Annotated in this window: 13 protein-coding genes; 1 reads left to right on the forward strand and 12 read right to left on the reverse strand. The window is 55.5% G+C overall.

Features of this window, described 5'->3' with window-relative positions:
- Positions 1-6 precede the first annotated feature (6 nt).
- From L1F29_RS29710 to L1F29_RS29765, 12 genes are all read right to left on the reverse strand, one after another.
- Positions 7-879 (reverse strand): carbohydrate ABC transporter permease, encoded by an 873-nt coding sequence (locus tag L1F29_RS29710; protein ID WP_258385618.1) that lies wholly within the window; start codon positions 877-879, stop codon positions 7-9.
- 5 nt (positions 880-884) lie between these two features.
- Positions 885-1865 (reverse strand): carbohydrate ABC transporter permease, encoded by a 981-nt coding sequence (locus L1F29_RS29715; RefSeq protein ID WP_258385619.1) that lies wholly within the window; start codon positions 1863-1865, stop codon positions 885-887.
- The gene (locus L1F29_RS29720; RefSeq protein ID WP_258385620.1) at positions 1862-4693 is read right to left on the reverse strand and encodes an extracellular solute-binding protein; all 2832 of its coding nucleotides are present in this window, start codon (positions 4691-4693) and stop codon (positions 1862-1864) included. Before L1F29_RS29720 ends, L1F29_RS29715 begins: the two co-directional genes overlap by 4 nt.
- Before the next feature lie 16 nt (positions 4694-4709).
- Entirely contained in the window at positions 4710-5822 is a 1113-nt protein-coding gene (locus tag L1F29_RS29725) for an ABC transporter ATP-binding protein (RefSeq protein WP_258385621.1), read from the reverse strand.
- 117 nt (positions 5823-5939) lie between these two features.
- Positions 5940-7400 carry an ABC transporter substrate-binding protein gene (locus L1F29_RS29730; RefSeq protein ID WP_258385622.1) on the reverse strand — a complete coding sequence of 487 codons (1461 nt, stop codon included), beginning with the start codon at positions 7398-7400 and terminating at the stop codon, positions 5940-5942.
- An 83-nt stretch (positions 7401-7483) separates the two neighbouring features.
- Positions 7484-8587: a hypothetical protein gene (locus tag L1F29_RS29735; RefSeq protein WP_258385623.1), complete on the reverse strand. Its 1104-nt coding sequence runs from the start codon at positions 8585-8587 to the stop codon at positions 7484-7486.
- A gap of 28 nt (positions 8588-8615) precedes the next feature.
- On the reverse strand, positions 8616-9590 hold the full coding sequence (locus L1F29_RS29740; RefSeq protein ID WP_258385624.1) for an N-acetylglucosamine kinase: 975 nt from the start codon (positions 9588-9590) through the stop codon (positions 8616-8618).
- A gap of 96 nt (positions 9591-9686) precedes the next feature.
- Positions 9687-10358: an N-acetylmannosamine-6-phosphate 2-epimerase gene (locus tag L1F29_RS29745; RefSeq protein ID WP_258385625.1), complete on the reverse strand. Its 672-nt coding sequence runs from the start codon at positions 10356-10358 to the stop codon at positions 9687-9689.
- A gap of 29 nt (positions 10359-10387) precedes the next feature.
- Positions 10388-11272 (reverse strand): MurR/RpiR family transcriptional regulator, encoded by an 885-nt coding sequence (locus L1F29_RS29750; RefSeq protein ID WP_258385626.1) that lies wholly within the window; start codon positions 11270-11272, stop codon positions 10388-10390.
- 926 nt (positions 11273-12198) lie between these two features.
- The gene (locus L1F29_RS29755) at positions 12199-12528 is read right to left on the reverse strand and encodes a cupin domain-containing protein (protein ID WP_258385627.1); all 330 of its coding nucleotides are present in this window, start codon (positions 12526-12528) and stop codon (positions 12199-12201) included.
- Positions 12528-13565, reverse strand: a complete 1038-nt coding sequence (locus L1F29_RS29760) for a zinc-dependent alcohol dehydrogenase (protein WP_258385628.1) — start codon at positions 13563-13565, stop codon at positions 12528-12530. The genes L1F29_RS29755 and L1F29_RS29760 overlap by 1 nt, the downstream gene beginning before the upstream one ends.
- 214 nt (positions 13566-13779) lie before the next feature.
- Positions 13780-14898 carry a mandelate racemase/muconate lactonizing enzyme family protein gene (locus L1F29_RS29765; RefSeq protein WP_258385629.1) on the reverse strand — a complete coding sequence of 373 codons (1119 nt, stop codon included), beginning with the start codon at positions 14896-14898 and terminating at the stop codon, positions 13780-13782.
- A 343-nt stretch (positions 14899-15241) separates the two neighbouring features.
- On the opposite strand from L1F29_RS29765, the gene L1F29_RS29770 reads away from it, so the two are divergent.
- Complete coding sequence (locus tag L1F29_RS29770) at positions 15242-15901, forward strand: GntR family transcriptional regulator (protein WP_258385630.1); 660 nt, start codon at positions 15242-15244, stop codon at positions 15899-15901.
- Positions 15902-15924: the final 23 nt, after the last annotated feature.

Here is a 15924-nt window from a genome sequence, read left to right on the forward strand (position 1 = left end):
CCCGTCCTACTTAATTCCCGAATTTACGAGTGTGTTGATCATGCACCGCTGTAGAATAACGAAAATAATCAAATTCGGAATAAACAGCAGCAGGCCGGCTGCCGCCGAGGCTCCCTGACGCGCGACTACGGTGGTGAGGCCTCCGGTCATCGTCTGCACGAAGTACGGCAGCGTCTTCATCGATTCGTCCGTCATGAAGTAGGTGGATGTTTCCGTATCCCCCCATACTGCCTGGAACGTCAAGATCGCAGCGGTGCCGATCGCCGGCTTCACGTTCGGAACGACAACCGTGGCGAATATTCTCCATTCGCTGGCCCCGTCGATCTTGGCCGCTTCGCTGAGCTCTCTCGGGATTTGATCCATGAACTGCTTGATCAGAAAGATGCAGATCGGCAGCGCCAGATGCGGCAAAATATGCCCGCTGTACGAATTCATAAGCCCGAGCTTGGTCACGACCAGATAACGCGTAATTTTGACCGCTTCCGGCGAGAACATCAGCGAAATAATGATGACGCTAAAGATCCAATCCTTCCCCGGAAACCGCATTCTCGACAGCGAATACGCCCCCATCGTGCTGATCACGACAGCCGCGATGATCGTGATGGCGGTGACCACGACGCTGTTGAAGACGTATCGGGAGAATGGCAGCACCGACAGCTTGAGCGCAAAGAACAGATCGTAAAAATTGTGAAACGAAGGATTGTTGACGAAAAATCTCGGCGGGTACAAAAACAGCTCGGACAGCGGCTTAAACGCCGTATTGAAGATATAGATGATCGGAATGACCGACATGATCGCATATAGCGTGACGAACAGCAGTCTCAGCCCGTCCGGTACCGTTAACGGATACAGCTTCTTGAGCCGTTTCTTAAGCAGCATGCGCCTTATTCATCCTCCTTCGTGCCAAGCAGCCGGAAGCATGCCCGATTGATGATGTACATCAGCACGAGCAGCATGAGCGACAGCGCCGTTGCGTAGCCAAGCTCGTAGCGGATAAAGCCGAAATCCTCGATATGGTTCTGCAGCATCTGCCCGGCATAGTTCGGCGTCGGGTTCGTGCCGGACAGCTGCACGCCGATCCCGCCGGCCTTGAGCGCGCCTACGATGCCCATGACGGCCGAGAACAGCATCTGCGGCTTCATCGCCGGAATCGTAATGTACCAGATCTCCTGGATTCGATTCCGGATCCCGTCCATCTTGCCCGCCTCGTACAGCTGCGGATCCACCGTCATCATCCCCGCCTGCAGCGACAGGAAGCCGACTCCCATGCTGCTCCATAGCGTAACGAAGATCATGACCCCCATTAGATAGCCGCTCGATTGCGTAAAAGCGATCGGGGTGTCGATAAAGCCGCAGTAGAGCAGAAATTGGTTCAAATACCCGTAACGGTCGCCGCTGAAGGCAATGACCCAGATGACCGACATCATAACGCCGCCCGCAATCGAAGGCACGTAGATCGCCATCGTGTACAAGGAGCGAAGCTTCTTCGGGATTTGCAAAATCAGCCACGCCATCAGAAATTGCAGCGCATAGCCGACCGGCCCGACGAACACGGCGAAGAAGAACGTATTCGCAATGACATACTTCATCAGAACGATGTCTTCCGTGAACATGACCTTAAAATTATGCAGACCGACGAAGACCGGCGCCTCGATCGAGTTGAACCGCGTAAACGCCAGCAAGGACGCCGAAAGCACCGGCACGATTATGAAAATGAAGAAGCAAAGCAGAAACGGGGCCAGGAACAAATAGGCCAGTTTGTTCCGTTTCATATCATCCCAAACGAAGGCGGCCTTGTTCGCCAGCCTCCGCCTGCCCATGCCGATCTTCCCCTTCGCCGCGGGAATTTCCGTAGCGCCGTTCATCGCAATCCCTCCGAGAGTCCGTATTCCCGACGGTACCTGGCAATTTCCCGTCTGATGCTGTCCACCGCTTGCTCCATTTCCTCGCGGTAATGCCCTTTATCAATGACGGTACCGGTCCACGCGTTCGTCAATTCTCTCCCGGTCATATACGAGCCACCGGGAACGAACGGAACGCCTTTGAACCATCTCAGCTGCTCCAGGACGACTTCCTTATCCTGCGGCGTCCATGGCGTCAGCGCCACCACTTCCGGATTCGCGGAATACCATCTGAATTCGATGCCGTAGTTATTCTCCAGGTCGTTCGCGAATTGCGCCTGCGTCTCGGTGGACATCCACCATTTCACGAATTCCCACGCCCGTTCTTGCCGCTGCTCATCCGTCTTCATCATCATGACGCCCCGCACGTCGCCGCCATGCCATCTGACATTGGTGCCGGTGCTGTCGATCGTGCCGGGTATCGGCGATATTTTCCATTTTGAGGAAATCTCGGGAGCCGCCAGCCGGAACAACAAATAGTCGCTCATGCCGGATATGCCGATCGGAACGTCCCCCTGCCGGAAATGCTGGTAGAAGCTCGTGATGACCTGGGGCAAATTATATTTGACGTACAGGTCCGTCATATACTTGAAGGCAGCGAAGCCTTTGGGCGTATCGAAGCCGACGTCCGCACCGTCTGCGGTGTAGGGATCGACTCCGTGCTGATAGAAGAACGTCAGCCAGTCGCCCTGCGGCGCCCAGAAATTCATATTGTTCTGCTGCAGGGAAGGAATGATCTGCTTGACCTCCTCCCATGTCTGCGGAACCTTGATGTTGTTCCGGTTCAGGATATCCTCCCGGTAATACATGAGGCTCATGGTCGCTTCTTCCGGCAATGCGTAGTCGCCGCCGTTATAGTGAAACGGAATCGCCGTCCCCGGCGAGATCCGGCCGCTAATTTCGGCGAATTCCGGGAAGTCGTTCAGCTTCACGACCGCGTTTCGCAATGCGAAATTGAACGGCGTATCCATCGAGGCGCCGGTCACGACGTCCGGCTGCTTGCCTGCGGCGTTCGCCAGCACGAGCACGTCCGCGCCCGGAATATAGTTGATGTTGACCTTGTAGCCCGTCAGCGGTGTGAAATATTCATTCGCATATTGCTGCATCAAGTCGACGTAGTCCCGGTTGCGCTGCACCCAAACCTCGATCGAGCCCTTGGAGCCTTTCTTCGTGTCGTAATCATTCGTAAAGGAAGCGAAAAAGCTCTTGAAGAAATAGCTTGTCGCCTTCCACATGCCTGCTTTCGCGTCGGGGAATCGTTCATCCGTGCTCTTCACGGTCAAATAGTCGACGAGCAGCGGTTGAAACGCCAGACTTGCCGCAAAGTTGGCCACGTTTGCCTGTATTCTGCTGAGCGAATCGACGCTCCTCGGAATGTCGTTCAGATCGGCCGCATAGCTTCTCAGCCGGGCTGCATCCGTTCCCAGCACGTCGAACCCGCTCTTGGCGGAGCCGGTGAGCGCAGAGAGGGCGGCAATTTGCTTCTCGATTTCCTCCGCCATGCCGGTCAGCCTCTGATCTAGATCGGGAATATATTTCTTCAAGTCGTACCGCTTGAACAAGTCGATCTGTTTGTCCGTCGATATGCCTGTAATCCGCTTGATCTCCAGATCGGTCTCGTTCAGCGCGTCCGCCATTTGCAGCAGCGCCCCATGGATCTCCTGATACGGCTCGGACGTAACGGACAGCCGGATCCGATGCTTGCCCTTCGTGAGATAGAAGCTGTAAGGCTCCTCGTCCCCGAGCGTCTTGATCGCCCATGACGCGCTGAAGGGGAAGGAGACGTTCAGCATTTCCCGGAACGGCGCATGACCGTCGATCTCGACGATCCGGAAGGAGCTGAGCGCATTGTTGTCGCTCTGCTTGTACTTGATGCCGAGCTGGTACACGCCGTCCTCGGGCGTCTCGATCTCCCATTCCGCCCACTGCCCGGGATGTCTCCATGACAGCCCTCCAATGGCGTTGTATATTCGTTTCCCGTAAGCTTCAGGGCTTACGCCCGCCTCGGAAATGCCGAAGAGCTGAATGCCTTTGGATGAAACCAGCGCCGGATTCTCGCCCTCGACCGTCTGAATGAACGATGCCGGCGACGTGCTGGGAGGCTGTCCGGACGCATACTCGTCATAGGCCGGATACGGCTCGGGCGAACGGACGATCAGCCTGGCGATCGCCACGCTGCCTCTGATTCCGGTCAGCTTTACAGAGTTGACGCCTTGCTCGAACGGAAACTTGAGCGGAGTGCTCGTCATGCCGGACTTGTCCCGGACCGGCTCCGTCAGCCATTCTTTGACGGCCAGCTGCTTGGGCCGCTTCTCGTTCCCTGCGGCATCCTTGACGAACGGATACGCATCGTACCGGTACCGCTGCCCGAGAATGAAGGATTCGTTGCCTGCATAGGCGGGCGCTCCGTTGATGAGCAAACCTCTTTCAATCGTTTCGGTATACGCGTTCGTATCCGCGTATTCCACATACACGTTATAGAAGCCGCCTACCGGGACGGTAACGGCATATTCCACCTCGCCGGCTGCGCTATCCCATAGAAGCACATTCGATTTGTCCTCCCATTCGCCGGCACGTATGCCGTCGCCGGATATGGCAGCAAACCGTCCCCCCTCGACTTCAATCCTCTGGCCGGCCGTGTCTGCGGTGCCCGCCCGTTCGAGCTCCTTCACCATTACCGGGTAAACCTCTGTGCTCGGCTGTTTTTCCGTTTGCGCAACCGAATGCGGCGGAAACACGGACCCCAGCACAAAGAGACACAATAAGGGCACCATCTTCTTGAACGGAATCAATTTTCGTTTCACTCCCTTACTGGATGCGGGTTCCCGTGTTCGGGTCGAAGAACAAAAATTTAGCCAGATTGACGCTCAGCGTGACGCTCTCGCCCTCGTTGAACCGGGTTTCGGCCCCGGTTCGGACAATGACGCTTCCGGCGTTGCCCAGATCGACATGCACATGGCGATCCGCCCCGACAAGCTCCGTTACCTCTACCTTCCCTGTGAACGCATTATCTCCGCCGGAGCCCGCTCCGCGTTCGATCCGCATTTGCTCGGGCCGGATGCCGCCAAGAACCGAGTGGACCTTCCGGCGTTCAAGCTGTACCGCGATGTCGCGGGGAATAGACAGCGACATCGTCTTGTTCTCGAAGAAGCAGCCGTCCGGCCGCCATTCGATGCTGCCCGGAATGAAATTCATCGGCGGATTGCCGATAAACCCGCCTACGAACGTATTGGCCGGATAGTTGTACACATCCTCGGGCGTGCCGACCTGCTGAATGACGCCTTTATCCATAATCACGATTCTGTCTGCCATCGTCATCGCTTCGATCTGATCGTGGGTTACATATATCGTGGTCGCATTCAACGTTTTGTGGAGCTTGATAATTTCGATCCGCATTTGCACGCGCATCTTCGCATCGAGATTGGAGAGCGGTTCATCCATTAGAAACACTCTCGGATCGCGAACGATCGCGCGCCCCAGCGCAACCCGCTGGCGCTGTCCGCCGGACACCTGGCGCGGATACCTTTCAAGCAGATGGTCGATCTCCAAATTTTTGGCCGTCCGCTTTACTTTCTCCTCGATCAAATATTTTTGAATTCTGCCGACTCTGAGGCCGAAGGCGATATTTTCGAAGTTGCTGAGGCTGGGATATAACGCGTAATTCTGAAAGACCATCGATACGTTGCGCTCTTTGGGCGTCAAATCGTTGACAAGCTGATCGTCAATGTAAATCTCCCCCTGCGAGGCGCTCTCGAGGCCCGCGATCATGCGAAGCGTCGTCGATTTGCCGCAGCCCGACGGACCGATCAGGGCAACGAACTCACGATCGGCTATGTCCAATTCGAAGTCCTGCACCGCCGGCGACACATGCTTGGCGCCCGGATACCTTTTCCACAAGTTTCTGAGTACGACTCTCGCCAACTTTCTCTCCCCTTATCATCCGAGTCGGTGAAGCGCCGCCTTTCCGCAGCCGCATGAGGGCGCAGCGGGCCGTATAAGCTCGATCGGCCCGCTGCTCTTCATGCTAAGGAATTGCGGTTATTTCGATTTGTAATAGGTGGTGTTCATGACCTGATCCAGGTCCTTCAGCATATCCGGAATTTGCACTTTGCCTGCTGCGACGTCCGGGAGTCTGGCGGTCATTTCATTAAGGGCAGTCTGACCGAAGCCGCCGTAGTCGACGATCTTGGCATCCTGCATCGCTCTGACGAACCCGTCGAGAGCGGACTGGTTTTCCTCCGCCGTCTTGAATTGCACGTTGATTGCCGGAATGCCGACCGGGAATATCGGCTCGTTCGGGCTGAGCGTAAGCGGACTCGTAATGCCCGTTTTCGGATCCTTCATTTTCGCATTTTCGTAGAAATGCTTGCTTGTCACGATCTGGATATATTTCATCGCCAGCTCTTTCTTCTCCGAAGTCGGGAAGACGGCCATCGTAATGCCGTAAGCGATAGCGCCTCTGCCCCCGGGACCTTGCGGCTGCCGGACAACCGTCCAGTTGAAGGAGTTCTTCTTCGTATCGTTATTGTAAGGCTGCCCCCATAACGACCATGGCACCATGCCGGCATGGCCTTTGTGCCAATAAGCGGACCATGGGTCGGCAATGCCGAATTTGGACATCTCTTCCGCCGTGAAGGCGATGTTGCTCTTCGTCGTATACTCGATCCACTTCTCCACCGCCTGAATCGCGTTCGGCTCTTCGGCGAAGCTGGAGACCGGCTTCCCGTCCACCGTCTTGACCCCTTTGACGCCATAAGCCTCCAGGAAGGAGAACAGCAGCCACGGATCTACGGGGTTCGGGTTGGAGCCCGTAATCCCGTTCGCCTTGTCGACCATCTGTTTGTTGATTTCGATGAACTCGTCGACCGTCCAATCGTCCGTCGGCACCGGAACGCCCATCTTCTCGAATAGATCCGTATTGATCATCCAGGTTTGCGGCAAGGTCATCCACGTAATGCCGTAGGTCTCCCCGCCGATCTTGTTCATATCGAGCGCAGCCGGATTCAGCGTCTCGACATAACTCGGATTCGCATCGAGCAGGCTGCCGAGAGGCTCGATATATTTCTTACTGATCAGATCCGGGATATCGCCTGGAACGGTGACGTACAAATCGGGCGTATTCCCTGCAGCGATCGCCTTGGTCAGCTCATCCGGCGCATATTCCTCATGCACGATGTCCAGCTGCTTCAGCTTCAGGTTGGGGTAAAATTCTTTGAAATAATCGTATACGCCGCCCAGATCCGGGTCCGAAGCGTTCAGCTGCCCCATCACGACAAGCGTCGTGAGCTCGCCCTTCACATCCGGGATCAGTCCATCCCCGGCCGCTTCCGGAGCTGTCTTCTCCCCGTCCTTCTTATCTTCCGACGGCTTATCGTCGGCGACAGGCTCCTTGTTGCCCGAATTATTCGGTTTCTCGGACGAGTTCCCGGAACAACCTGCGAGTACGGCGGTAACAAGCATGAGAATCAACGATAATGCGATCCACTTCTTTGCTTTCAAAATAAGCCCTCCCCATGATTTGGATGATACCAATCGCAATCGATAACCAAGAGCTGAGTATGAGGCATAATCGCGAAGACAGGTTAAGCCGTGTTCGCCGAAAGCCGCTTCATCCTGGCCGCAGCGAGCATCGTGACGCCGCTTTCCATCACGTACCATGGCCATGGATGACCCCGTTCGATGAATGCTGCTTGGGCCGATTCAAGAAACTGGACGGTTCGCTCCGCATCGCCCATGACGGCCGACGTATAGGCAAGAAGCGCCCACGGGAACGAATCCCGCTTATTTAGCTGCGGCCATTGCGGAAAATGCGCGTTGAAGCTGGCGTACAGCCTCCTCGCCCGCTCACTCTCCGGCGGGAGCATCCCCGTCCAGATCGGGAACAGCTGGGCTGTCGCATCCGGATAGAATCGGCCCCATTCCGGCTCAAGCAGCGAGCCGTCTTCGTTCTTCGCATAGGCATACGCTTGCAGCGATTCATTCCAGAGCCCGGTTTGAATGCCTGCTGCCACCTCATCTTTATGGTGCCGGTAGAAGGCCGCCTCGGTCCTATCGCCGAATACCTCGCTGCAGATCCATTCCATATCGGCCAAGCCTTCGTAAACCTCGGCATTGTCCATCAAATATTTGACCCGGTAGCTCGGTTTCGCCCAAGTCAATCCGTCGGACTGCTTCGTGGCAAGCATTGCGCCCGCTATCAGAGCAATATCGCTTCGGCGCTCCAGCAGGTAAGCGGTATCGCCAGTCGTTTCCGCATATTTGCGCAGCACGTTCAGAAACGTTGAAGCATATGAGTCGGTCGAGTCAAAATCGCCTGTCGCAGTGAAGGTAAGCCGGTCCGCTGCGACCGTATGATCGAATACGGCGCCTGCAGGCGCCGTCTCGGTCGCCGTTCGGATCAGACGGGAGAAATACCAGTCCATATACTTGCGCACAACGGGCGAATGCTCCGGCTGTTCCAGCAGACCCAGCAGCGCGAGATGCGTGAAGTACGGGATGACCCGATATTCGCCTCCGTGGCTTGCTAATGGCTCGTTGTACATGGGTATGCAACCGCTTTCAAGTTGCAGCCTTGCGATCCAGTTTGCTTCTTCGCGGAGGATATCGTCGTATAAGCTACCGCCTGCCGGTAAACCGGCTTCCGCAGATCGCGATCTTCCGATATCCGTCTTACTGTCGTCCGTCATTGTAAGAACCTCCTTCTTGCTCCGGCGGTCATAGTCTGACTACGTCCGATTGCTCGATACTGTCCAGATTGATCGTTCTCCCTAATGCCTGCGCCGATAAAATAAGCGTGCCGATCACCGGTGAATACTGCGGACTATATACCTCTGCCAGAGGATCGTACGCACGCAGCGAGTCGGAGAGACTGCGCCTGACCCAATGGGTCGATTGAAACACGCCGCCCGTCGGGTACACCTTGCGTACCGCCGGTGCGCTTTGCAGGTCAGCCATTTGCTGCAGCACGGATATCGCCAGCTGGGCGAGCTCCGCTCCGGCCTCTTTCAAGACCAATTGCGCGATGGCATCCCCGTCGTTCGCCGCCCTCTCCACGATGACAGCCAAGTCGGACATGTCGCTTCGCTGAATTTTGTCGGCATGAATCTGTTTCTTGACGCCCCAGAACGAAGTTTCGCGGAAATGATCGAGAATGCTGTCATGCAATACCGTTACCGGACCCCGGCCATCGCTGTAGCGTATGCTCGCCTTGATCGCCTGCAGCCCGATCCAGTAAGCACTTCCTTCGTCACCTAGAATATGTCCGTATCCGCCTGCGACGAGCTCGTTCTCCCCGTCGGAGTAATACCCTATGCTACCACCTCCCGCTACAATTAACACCCCGTCGTTCTTCCCTCCGGAAGCGCCGGCCAGATTGGCTTTGACGTCCCCTTCGATGAAAAAACGATCGACATGGATGCATTCCCGTACCCAGCTCTTAATCATTTCCTCATGCTCTTTGTGCACACCGCTTATGCTGAGGAACGCAAGCTCCACCTTTTTGGTCAGAACCGCCTTCTTGAGCAGCTTTTGCAGGGACTGCTGAATGCCCTGCTTCGCCTTGATCTGGCCGTTCAACGTTAGCATATGGTCGATCGGGGGGCCGCTGGCCAGCAAGCACGCGCCTGTGTCCTGATCGTAGAGACATGATTTGGTCGACGTTTGACCGCCGTCTATACCCAGCAAATACATGGTATCCCTCCGCTGTAAGTGATCTCGTCCCGGAAGTCGGTTCTATCCGGTGGACGTGCAGCGCTGTATGTTACGCCGCACCTTTCGGACAGACGTCTAGATTGCCCTGACAAACCGTGCCGTCAATTCCCATGGCGCCGTGATCGAAGTGCCGACCACAACGCTGTGCGCGCCACGAACGCGAATCGCCTCGTGCACTTCCATGGGGCGGGCAAACCTTCCTTCTCCAATAACCGGAACCTCCACCGCCTGGACCAGCCGTCCGATGAGATCCAGATCCGGCCCTTCCGTCTTATGCGTATAGGACGTATACCCGGCCATCGTCGTGGCGACGATATCCGCTCCGCAGCGAACCGCCCGCAGCGCATCGTCCACATTCGAAATATCAGCCATGACGGGTACGCCAAGATCGGTGCGAATGGCTTGAATGAGCGCCAGCAGTTCTTGTTCGTCGGTTCTGGCGTCGAGCGTTGCGTCAATCGCCACGATGTCGGCGCCCGCGTCGACGAGCTTCTTAGCGCTTTCAAGATCGGGCGTAATGATGCGTATCCCACGTTTGTCGAGTCCTTTATAAATGCCGATCATCGGCAGCGACACCGTCTTCTTGATTTCGCGGATATCGTCGGCGCCGTTGGCGCGAATGCCGCCCGCATGCGCCATCTGCGCGCTTTCGGCCATCGCCCGCATCATACGGGGATCGCCGTAGAACGGCGTCCCCGGCCATGCTTGGCAGGATACAATCAGTTTGTTTTTCATGGAAGCTATCATCGCGTGCACAGCTCCTCGTCCAGAATGGTTTAGTACAATTTATCGAGAATCGAATCCGTCGTTTTCCACAGCAGCTTCTTCTTGGACTCGGCCTGCTGCTCCGAGAGAAGGAGCGTCAGCATGACGACCAGAAGCTCGATGACGTACAGGATCGATGCTTTGCTCTTGAAGCTCCCGATCCCCGTAATGCTCGACAACCGCGATGCGCACACGAGCCGGATATCCGATACTTCCGTGATCGGCGTTTTTCCTTGCCCTGTTATGCATATGGTCGTTGCGCCGTTTGCTCTGGCGGACCGCATCGAGGCGACGATATCTTTCGTGCTGCCCTGCTGCGAAATGCCGATCGCAACATCGCGCTCGTCAAGGTGGGCCGCAAGCATCGACTGCAAATGAATATCGATCTGGGCATCGGCCGTCAGCCCGATCCCCATCAGCTTGATCTTCAGAAGCTGTGCCATCGGTCCCGATTCTCCAACTCCGAGAATGATGATTCTACGGGCCGAAGCAAGCTTTGACACCGCTTGGTCAACCGCATCGCGGTCGATGTGGCCACCGGCATCCACGATGCTGTTTGCGGCCGATTGCGCCATTTGTTTGGACAAGCTCATCTCTTCTTGATCTTCGTTCGCAGGATTCGTCCGTTCCGTATCCTGGGCCAGACGAATCTTCAGCTCTTGAAACCCGCGCAGCCCGATCGTCCGGCAAAACTTGGTTACCGTCGATTGCGCAATCTCCAGCTCTTCGGCCACCTGCGTAACCGAGTTGTACATAATTTGTTCCGGCACGTTCAGCACGTAGTCGGCAATCCGCTTCTCCGTCGCGCTCAAGCTCGTGTAAGCGCTTTGAATCTGGGCAGACAATGTAGAATTGTCAGGCATGAAATCATGTTCATCGTTAGTCTTATTCGCCATATCCGCATACCACCTGACTGATCGAGATTAGATGACTACAGTATAAGGGGGCATGAAATATTTGGCAAGAATATTTTTTCGATACGAAATATTAAGAGGAATATTTTTTTTATTGTTATTTTTTTGTACTTTTTGTCTTCGCCTCCAACGGGCCGGATCGGCTTAAAGCCCTTGATGATTCAAGATTTACCGAGTGTCTATCGAATCTGCTGACAAAAAACACCCTTTGGCCGATACAGCCCAATTGTCGAAATACCAAACCTAATGCCCATTAGAGCAATGTCCAAATGAAATCAGGCATGGTTGTAAAGCACTACTTCCCCCTTCTTACGGCCTTCTTCTTGCATCTTCATATAGCGCAGCGCTCTTCAGGAAAATCGAGTTCACATATGCCCGTTCATCCACTGGTTCGAAAGAAAAATTCGAACACCACTGTTGTTCAAGCCGTAATCGTACCGTGACGCTTTACTAACGGACATGAGCGCCGCTATTGCGGGATTCAATGGGGACGTCTCGTGTGTTGCGGACATGAGAGCCCTTATTCGGGCCAAAATACTCTAAAATAGTTATAACTGATGCATATATAGAATCTGATGTCCGCAACCTCCACATTTGGGCAAAATTCGGCGAATAACGCATCCTCTGTCCGTTACAACTAACTCTGATTGGTTTGCTCGAAAGCAGCAGCGGGGAGCACTACGGGGACTACCTGCGGGTTATCGCAATTTAGTGCAAGCTAGCCTTGTTTGACTTCGGATTCCTGACCACGCTGGGTTTAAAAGGCACCCGCGACGCGAAGCGAAGTCCTGCGTTTGAAAGCGCAGGCGCCATAGGCATAGCCTGACTGTCCCAATCAAAAAGGCACGGCAGATGAAATCATCCGCCGTGCCTTTATCATGTATAATCGCCTCAATGTCTTGATTCCATTATTTTTCCGTAATCGTGGCGAGCAAATCCTCTCTCAGCGGGGTGAACGTTTCCAGAACAACCGCATCTTCCAGCGCTTTGACGGTATGCACGACATCGCCGGGGATATGGAGCTGTTCGCCTGCCGCCACAATGTGAGCATCCTTCTCCAGCGTGACCTCCAGCTTGCCGCTTATGACGAACGTCAGCTGTTCGTGCGGATGCGAATGAGCAGGACCTATCGCTTCCTTCTCCAGCTCGATCATCATGCTCATGATGTTAGCCCCCGGCGGAAAAATCTTGCGGCGAATCCCTGTGACCGGGTACTGCCACTCTCCGAACTCCGTCATTATGCGTCTCCTTCCGGCACAAGCAGCACCTTGGATATGCTGCCCGGCTGGCCTAATAGTGTTTCGTACCACTGCGCGCCATCGCGCAGTGGCGCCTCGATAACGCCCTCCGTCAGCCCGATTCTTCCATCGGCCAGCCAATCAAGCGCCGTGCGAAAATGCAAGGCCGAATACGCGAACGATCCCGTCAGCGTAATTTCATTCCGTATCGCGGCATTCACGGGCAGCATTGACTCATCCTCATGCAGCCCGGTATATACGACCCGTCCTCCCGGCGCGCAAGCGGAAACGCACTGGCGACGGGTAATGCCGGCACCGACAGCATCGATAGCAATGTTTGCGCCCATGCCTCCCGTCAGCCGCTTCACTTCCTCTACCGTATCGGTATCCGCGGGACTAAACGCAGCCGTCGCGCCGAGCTTACTGGCAATCGACAGCCGGTCCGTGTTCATGTCCACGGCGATAATGTCCCGTACTCCATATTGCCGAAGCGCCTGCAGATTAAGCAGCCCGATCGGCCCCATCCCCAGGATAAGCGCCGTATCCGTTGGCTTTGCAGCGCTCAGCTCCGCCGTACGCACCGCACAGGCGGCGGGCTCGGTCTGCGCTGCAAGCTGAAGGCTCATCGAATCCGGCAGCGCAAGGACATAGGCCGCCGGGATCTTCACGTACGACGCGTTGCTCCCCGGCAGCGCGGCGGATAACAGCTTGCGCGATGGGCAGAGCTGATGACGGCCGCTCAAACAGAGCGCGCAGCGGCCGCACGTGACGAGCGGGTTCGCCGTCACCCGCTGTCCGATGCGCCATTCCCCGGCTGCTTCCACTCTGCCGCCAAGCGAGGAGATGATCCCGGAAAATTCATGGCCGAAAATGAGCGGCGGCTTGCGCAGTGAATTTTTGCCCAGATAGCCGCTGAGCTCCGAGCCGCATATCCCCGAGTACGCCACCTTGATGACAACCTCATCCTCACCCGCCACAGGGACTTCCACTTCCCTCATCGTCATAACGCGCGGACCTTCATAGATTAGTGCCTGCATGAATCATGCTCCTCTCGCTAAAAGGTGTCGACAGCCCGCCGTCGACCGGAATAATCACATCGCATAGTTAGGTAGCGTCATCTGAAGCCAGGAAGCCAATGCCGCCCGCCGCTTCCTAAGGCTGCCCCGCCCGCGCCTCCCGTGATCAAAGCAGCCTTGCCTTCGATCCTGCGCTTCGTATTCGTCGTCATGGTTGGAAGACGCAGCTATTGATTCAGCCAACGCGGTATTTGTCGACTACCGCTTCGTCCACCGTTACGCCGAGCCCCGGCCGATCCGGAACATGGACGTACCCATCCTTGAACGTGATCGGCTCGACCACGAGCTCCCGCGTCAGAGGAGAGGTGGACACGGTATGCTCGATCATGAACCCATTGGGAATCGCGGCGGCATAATGCGTGCTGGCCGCAACGAGAATACCGGTCTTGAACGCATGCGGAACCACTTTCTTATGACGCTCATGCGCCATATAAGCGATTCGTTTCCCTTCGGTCAATCCCCCGCAGCGGCCGAGATCAGGCTGAATAATATCCAGATGCCCTTCCTCGATCAGCCTGCGGAACGCATTCACGCCGCTTTCTTGCTCACCGCAAGCGATATTCAGCTTGGAACGGCCCGACAGCTCCCGATAGCCCGCGATATCTTCCGGATGCAGCGGCTCCTCCAGCCAGTACACGCCGTACTCTTCGTAGATTTCCGCCATCTTGAGCGCACCCTTCAAGTCCCATGCGAGTCCGGCATCGATCATAATATCGACATCATCTCCGACGGTCTCGCGGATGGCACGGATTTGACGTTCGTCGAAGGCTGCGTCGCGGCCGATCGGACCCCAGCCGAACTTCATCGCCTTGTAGCCTTCAGCGGCGTACTGGCCTGCGAGCTGGACCGCTTCCTCGATCGTATCCGGCATGAGCGAGCTGGCGTAGGCTTTCAGCTTCGTACGGTAAGCCCCTCCAAGCATGGATGAAACGGACCGGCCAGCATGCTTGCCGGCGATATCCCAGAGCGCCATATCGATACCGCTCATCGCATGAATAGCTGGACCGCTGCGGCCGAAGTAAATGGTCCCCCGGTACATTTTTTCCCATAGGCGGTCGATCTCCAGCGGATTCTCTCCGATCAGCAAGGATCGAAGACCCGTTGCGATCGAATGCGACGCCGGTGCGTCGATCGCCGCTTTGGCCACAAGCGGTACCGAATCGACTTCTCCCAAGCCGGTTATGCCTTCATCGGTATGTATGCGAATCATGAGCGTATCCTGCGTGCCGTCGCATTTGCTTGCATCAAGATCCGGAATTCTCAGATAGATGGATTCCACTTCAGTAATTTTCACCGGTAGTTCCCCCATTCATGGTCAGTATAATGTTAACGCTTTCAATAACTTCACAGCAAGGCCTTGCCGATCTTGGCTCCATCGTCTCTTGTCGCGCTTGGGACGTCATAAGATGAACCGGCATCGTCATCTCTTGCATCGATGTTCGTTCATCTTGTGAAGTCCATCAAAGGAAGACGAATATTCTGCCTCTGCTCTGATTGTATAGCCAACATTTTCATATTGTCAACAATATTAAACCACTTCCAGACGAAATTGTTGACAACTTACATTGAGATGCTTTTTTTCAGTTTAAGACGTATACTGGGAACTAGACAACCTTCTAGTATGAAAGGATTTGACCATGAGCGAGTTCACGTTTAAGCAGCAGGCCAATACCTCTTTGCGGGAAAAAGTAACCTCCGACCTGCGGGAAGCGATATTAAGCGGCAACCTACTTCCAGGGGCGCGGCTCAGAGAGATGGATATCGCCCAGCAGATGGGGATCAGCCGCGGGCCGGTACGCGAAGCGATCCGCCAGTTGGAACGGGAGGGGCTCCTCATCTCGTATCCCTACAAGGAAACCGTCGTAGCCGATTTGGATTCGAATGAGGTGCGGCATATCCTCATCCCGATCCGCTTGCATATCGAATCCTACGTTATCAAGCGCTACTTGAATCACATGGACGATGCGTTCTTCGCCAGACTGCAGAACATTGTCGATGACATGAGAAAGGCTTACGAGAACGACGAGAAATCCCGGCTCGTTGAGCTGGACATTCAATTTCATCAGCAGATTCTGGAGCTGGCCACGGAACGGACCGTATCGATCACCTGGCAAAGCATCGTCAATCAGATCCGGCTACACTTCACCAAGAATCTGCCCTATTTCAAATTGGATCATATTGAAACCGACCATCAGCTGCTGCTGGACGCCCTGCGGACCAAAGACGCCGCTGCGGCCGAGCAGGCGATCATCGAGCATTTGGCAAGCGAAGACAGCTTGCTTTGCTTCGATGAATAGGCAAGGACCGTCAGGGCCTGATC

This window comes from Paenibacillus spongiae (assembly GCF_024734895.1).
GTDB classification, from domain to species: Bacteria; Bacillota; Bacilli; order Paenibacillales; family Paenibacillaceae; genus Paenibacillus_Z; species Paenibacillus_Z spongiae.

Coding starts and splice junctions, on each gene's coding strand:
- L1F29_RS29755 (WP_258385627.1), bottom strand. CDS start 12,528: ATGACGGAGTTCGGAGAGTGGCAGTACCCGGTCACAGGGATTCGCCGC.
- L1F29_RS29735 (WP_258385623.1), bottom strand. CDS start 8,587: ATGACGGACGACAGTAAGACGGATATCGGAAGATCGCGATCTGCGGAA.
- L1F29_RS29760 (WP_258385628.1), bottom strand. CDS start 13,565: ATGCAGGCACTAATCTATGAAGGTCCGCGCGTTATGACGATGAGGGAA.
- L1F29_RS29710 (WP_258385618.1), bottom strand. CDS start 879: ATGCTGCTTAAGAAACGGCTCAAGAAGCTGTATCCGTTAACGGTACCG.
- L1F29_RS29770 (WP_258385630.1), top strand. CDS start 15,242: ATGAGCGAGTTCACGTTTAAGCAGCAGGCCAATACCTCTTTGCGGGAA.
- L1F29_RS29715 (WP_258385619.1), bottom strand. CDS start 1,865: ATGAACGGCGCTACGGAAATTCCCGCGGCGAAGGGGAAGATCGGCATG.
- L1F29_RS29740 (WP_258385624.1), bottom strand. CDS start 9,590: ATGTATTTGCTGGGTATAGACGGCGGTCAAACGTCGACCAAATCATGT.
- L1F29_RS29745 (WP_258385625.1), bottom strand. CDS start 10,358: ATGATAGCTTCCATGAAAAACAAACTGATTGTATCCTGCCAAGCATGG.
- L1F29_RS29750 (WP_258385626.1), bottom strand. CDS start 11,272: ATGGCGAATAAGACTAACGATGAACATGATTTCATGCCTGACAATTCT.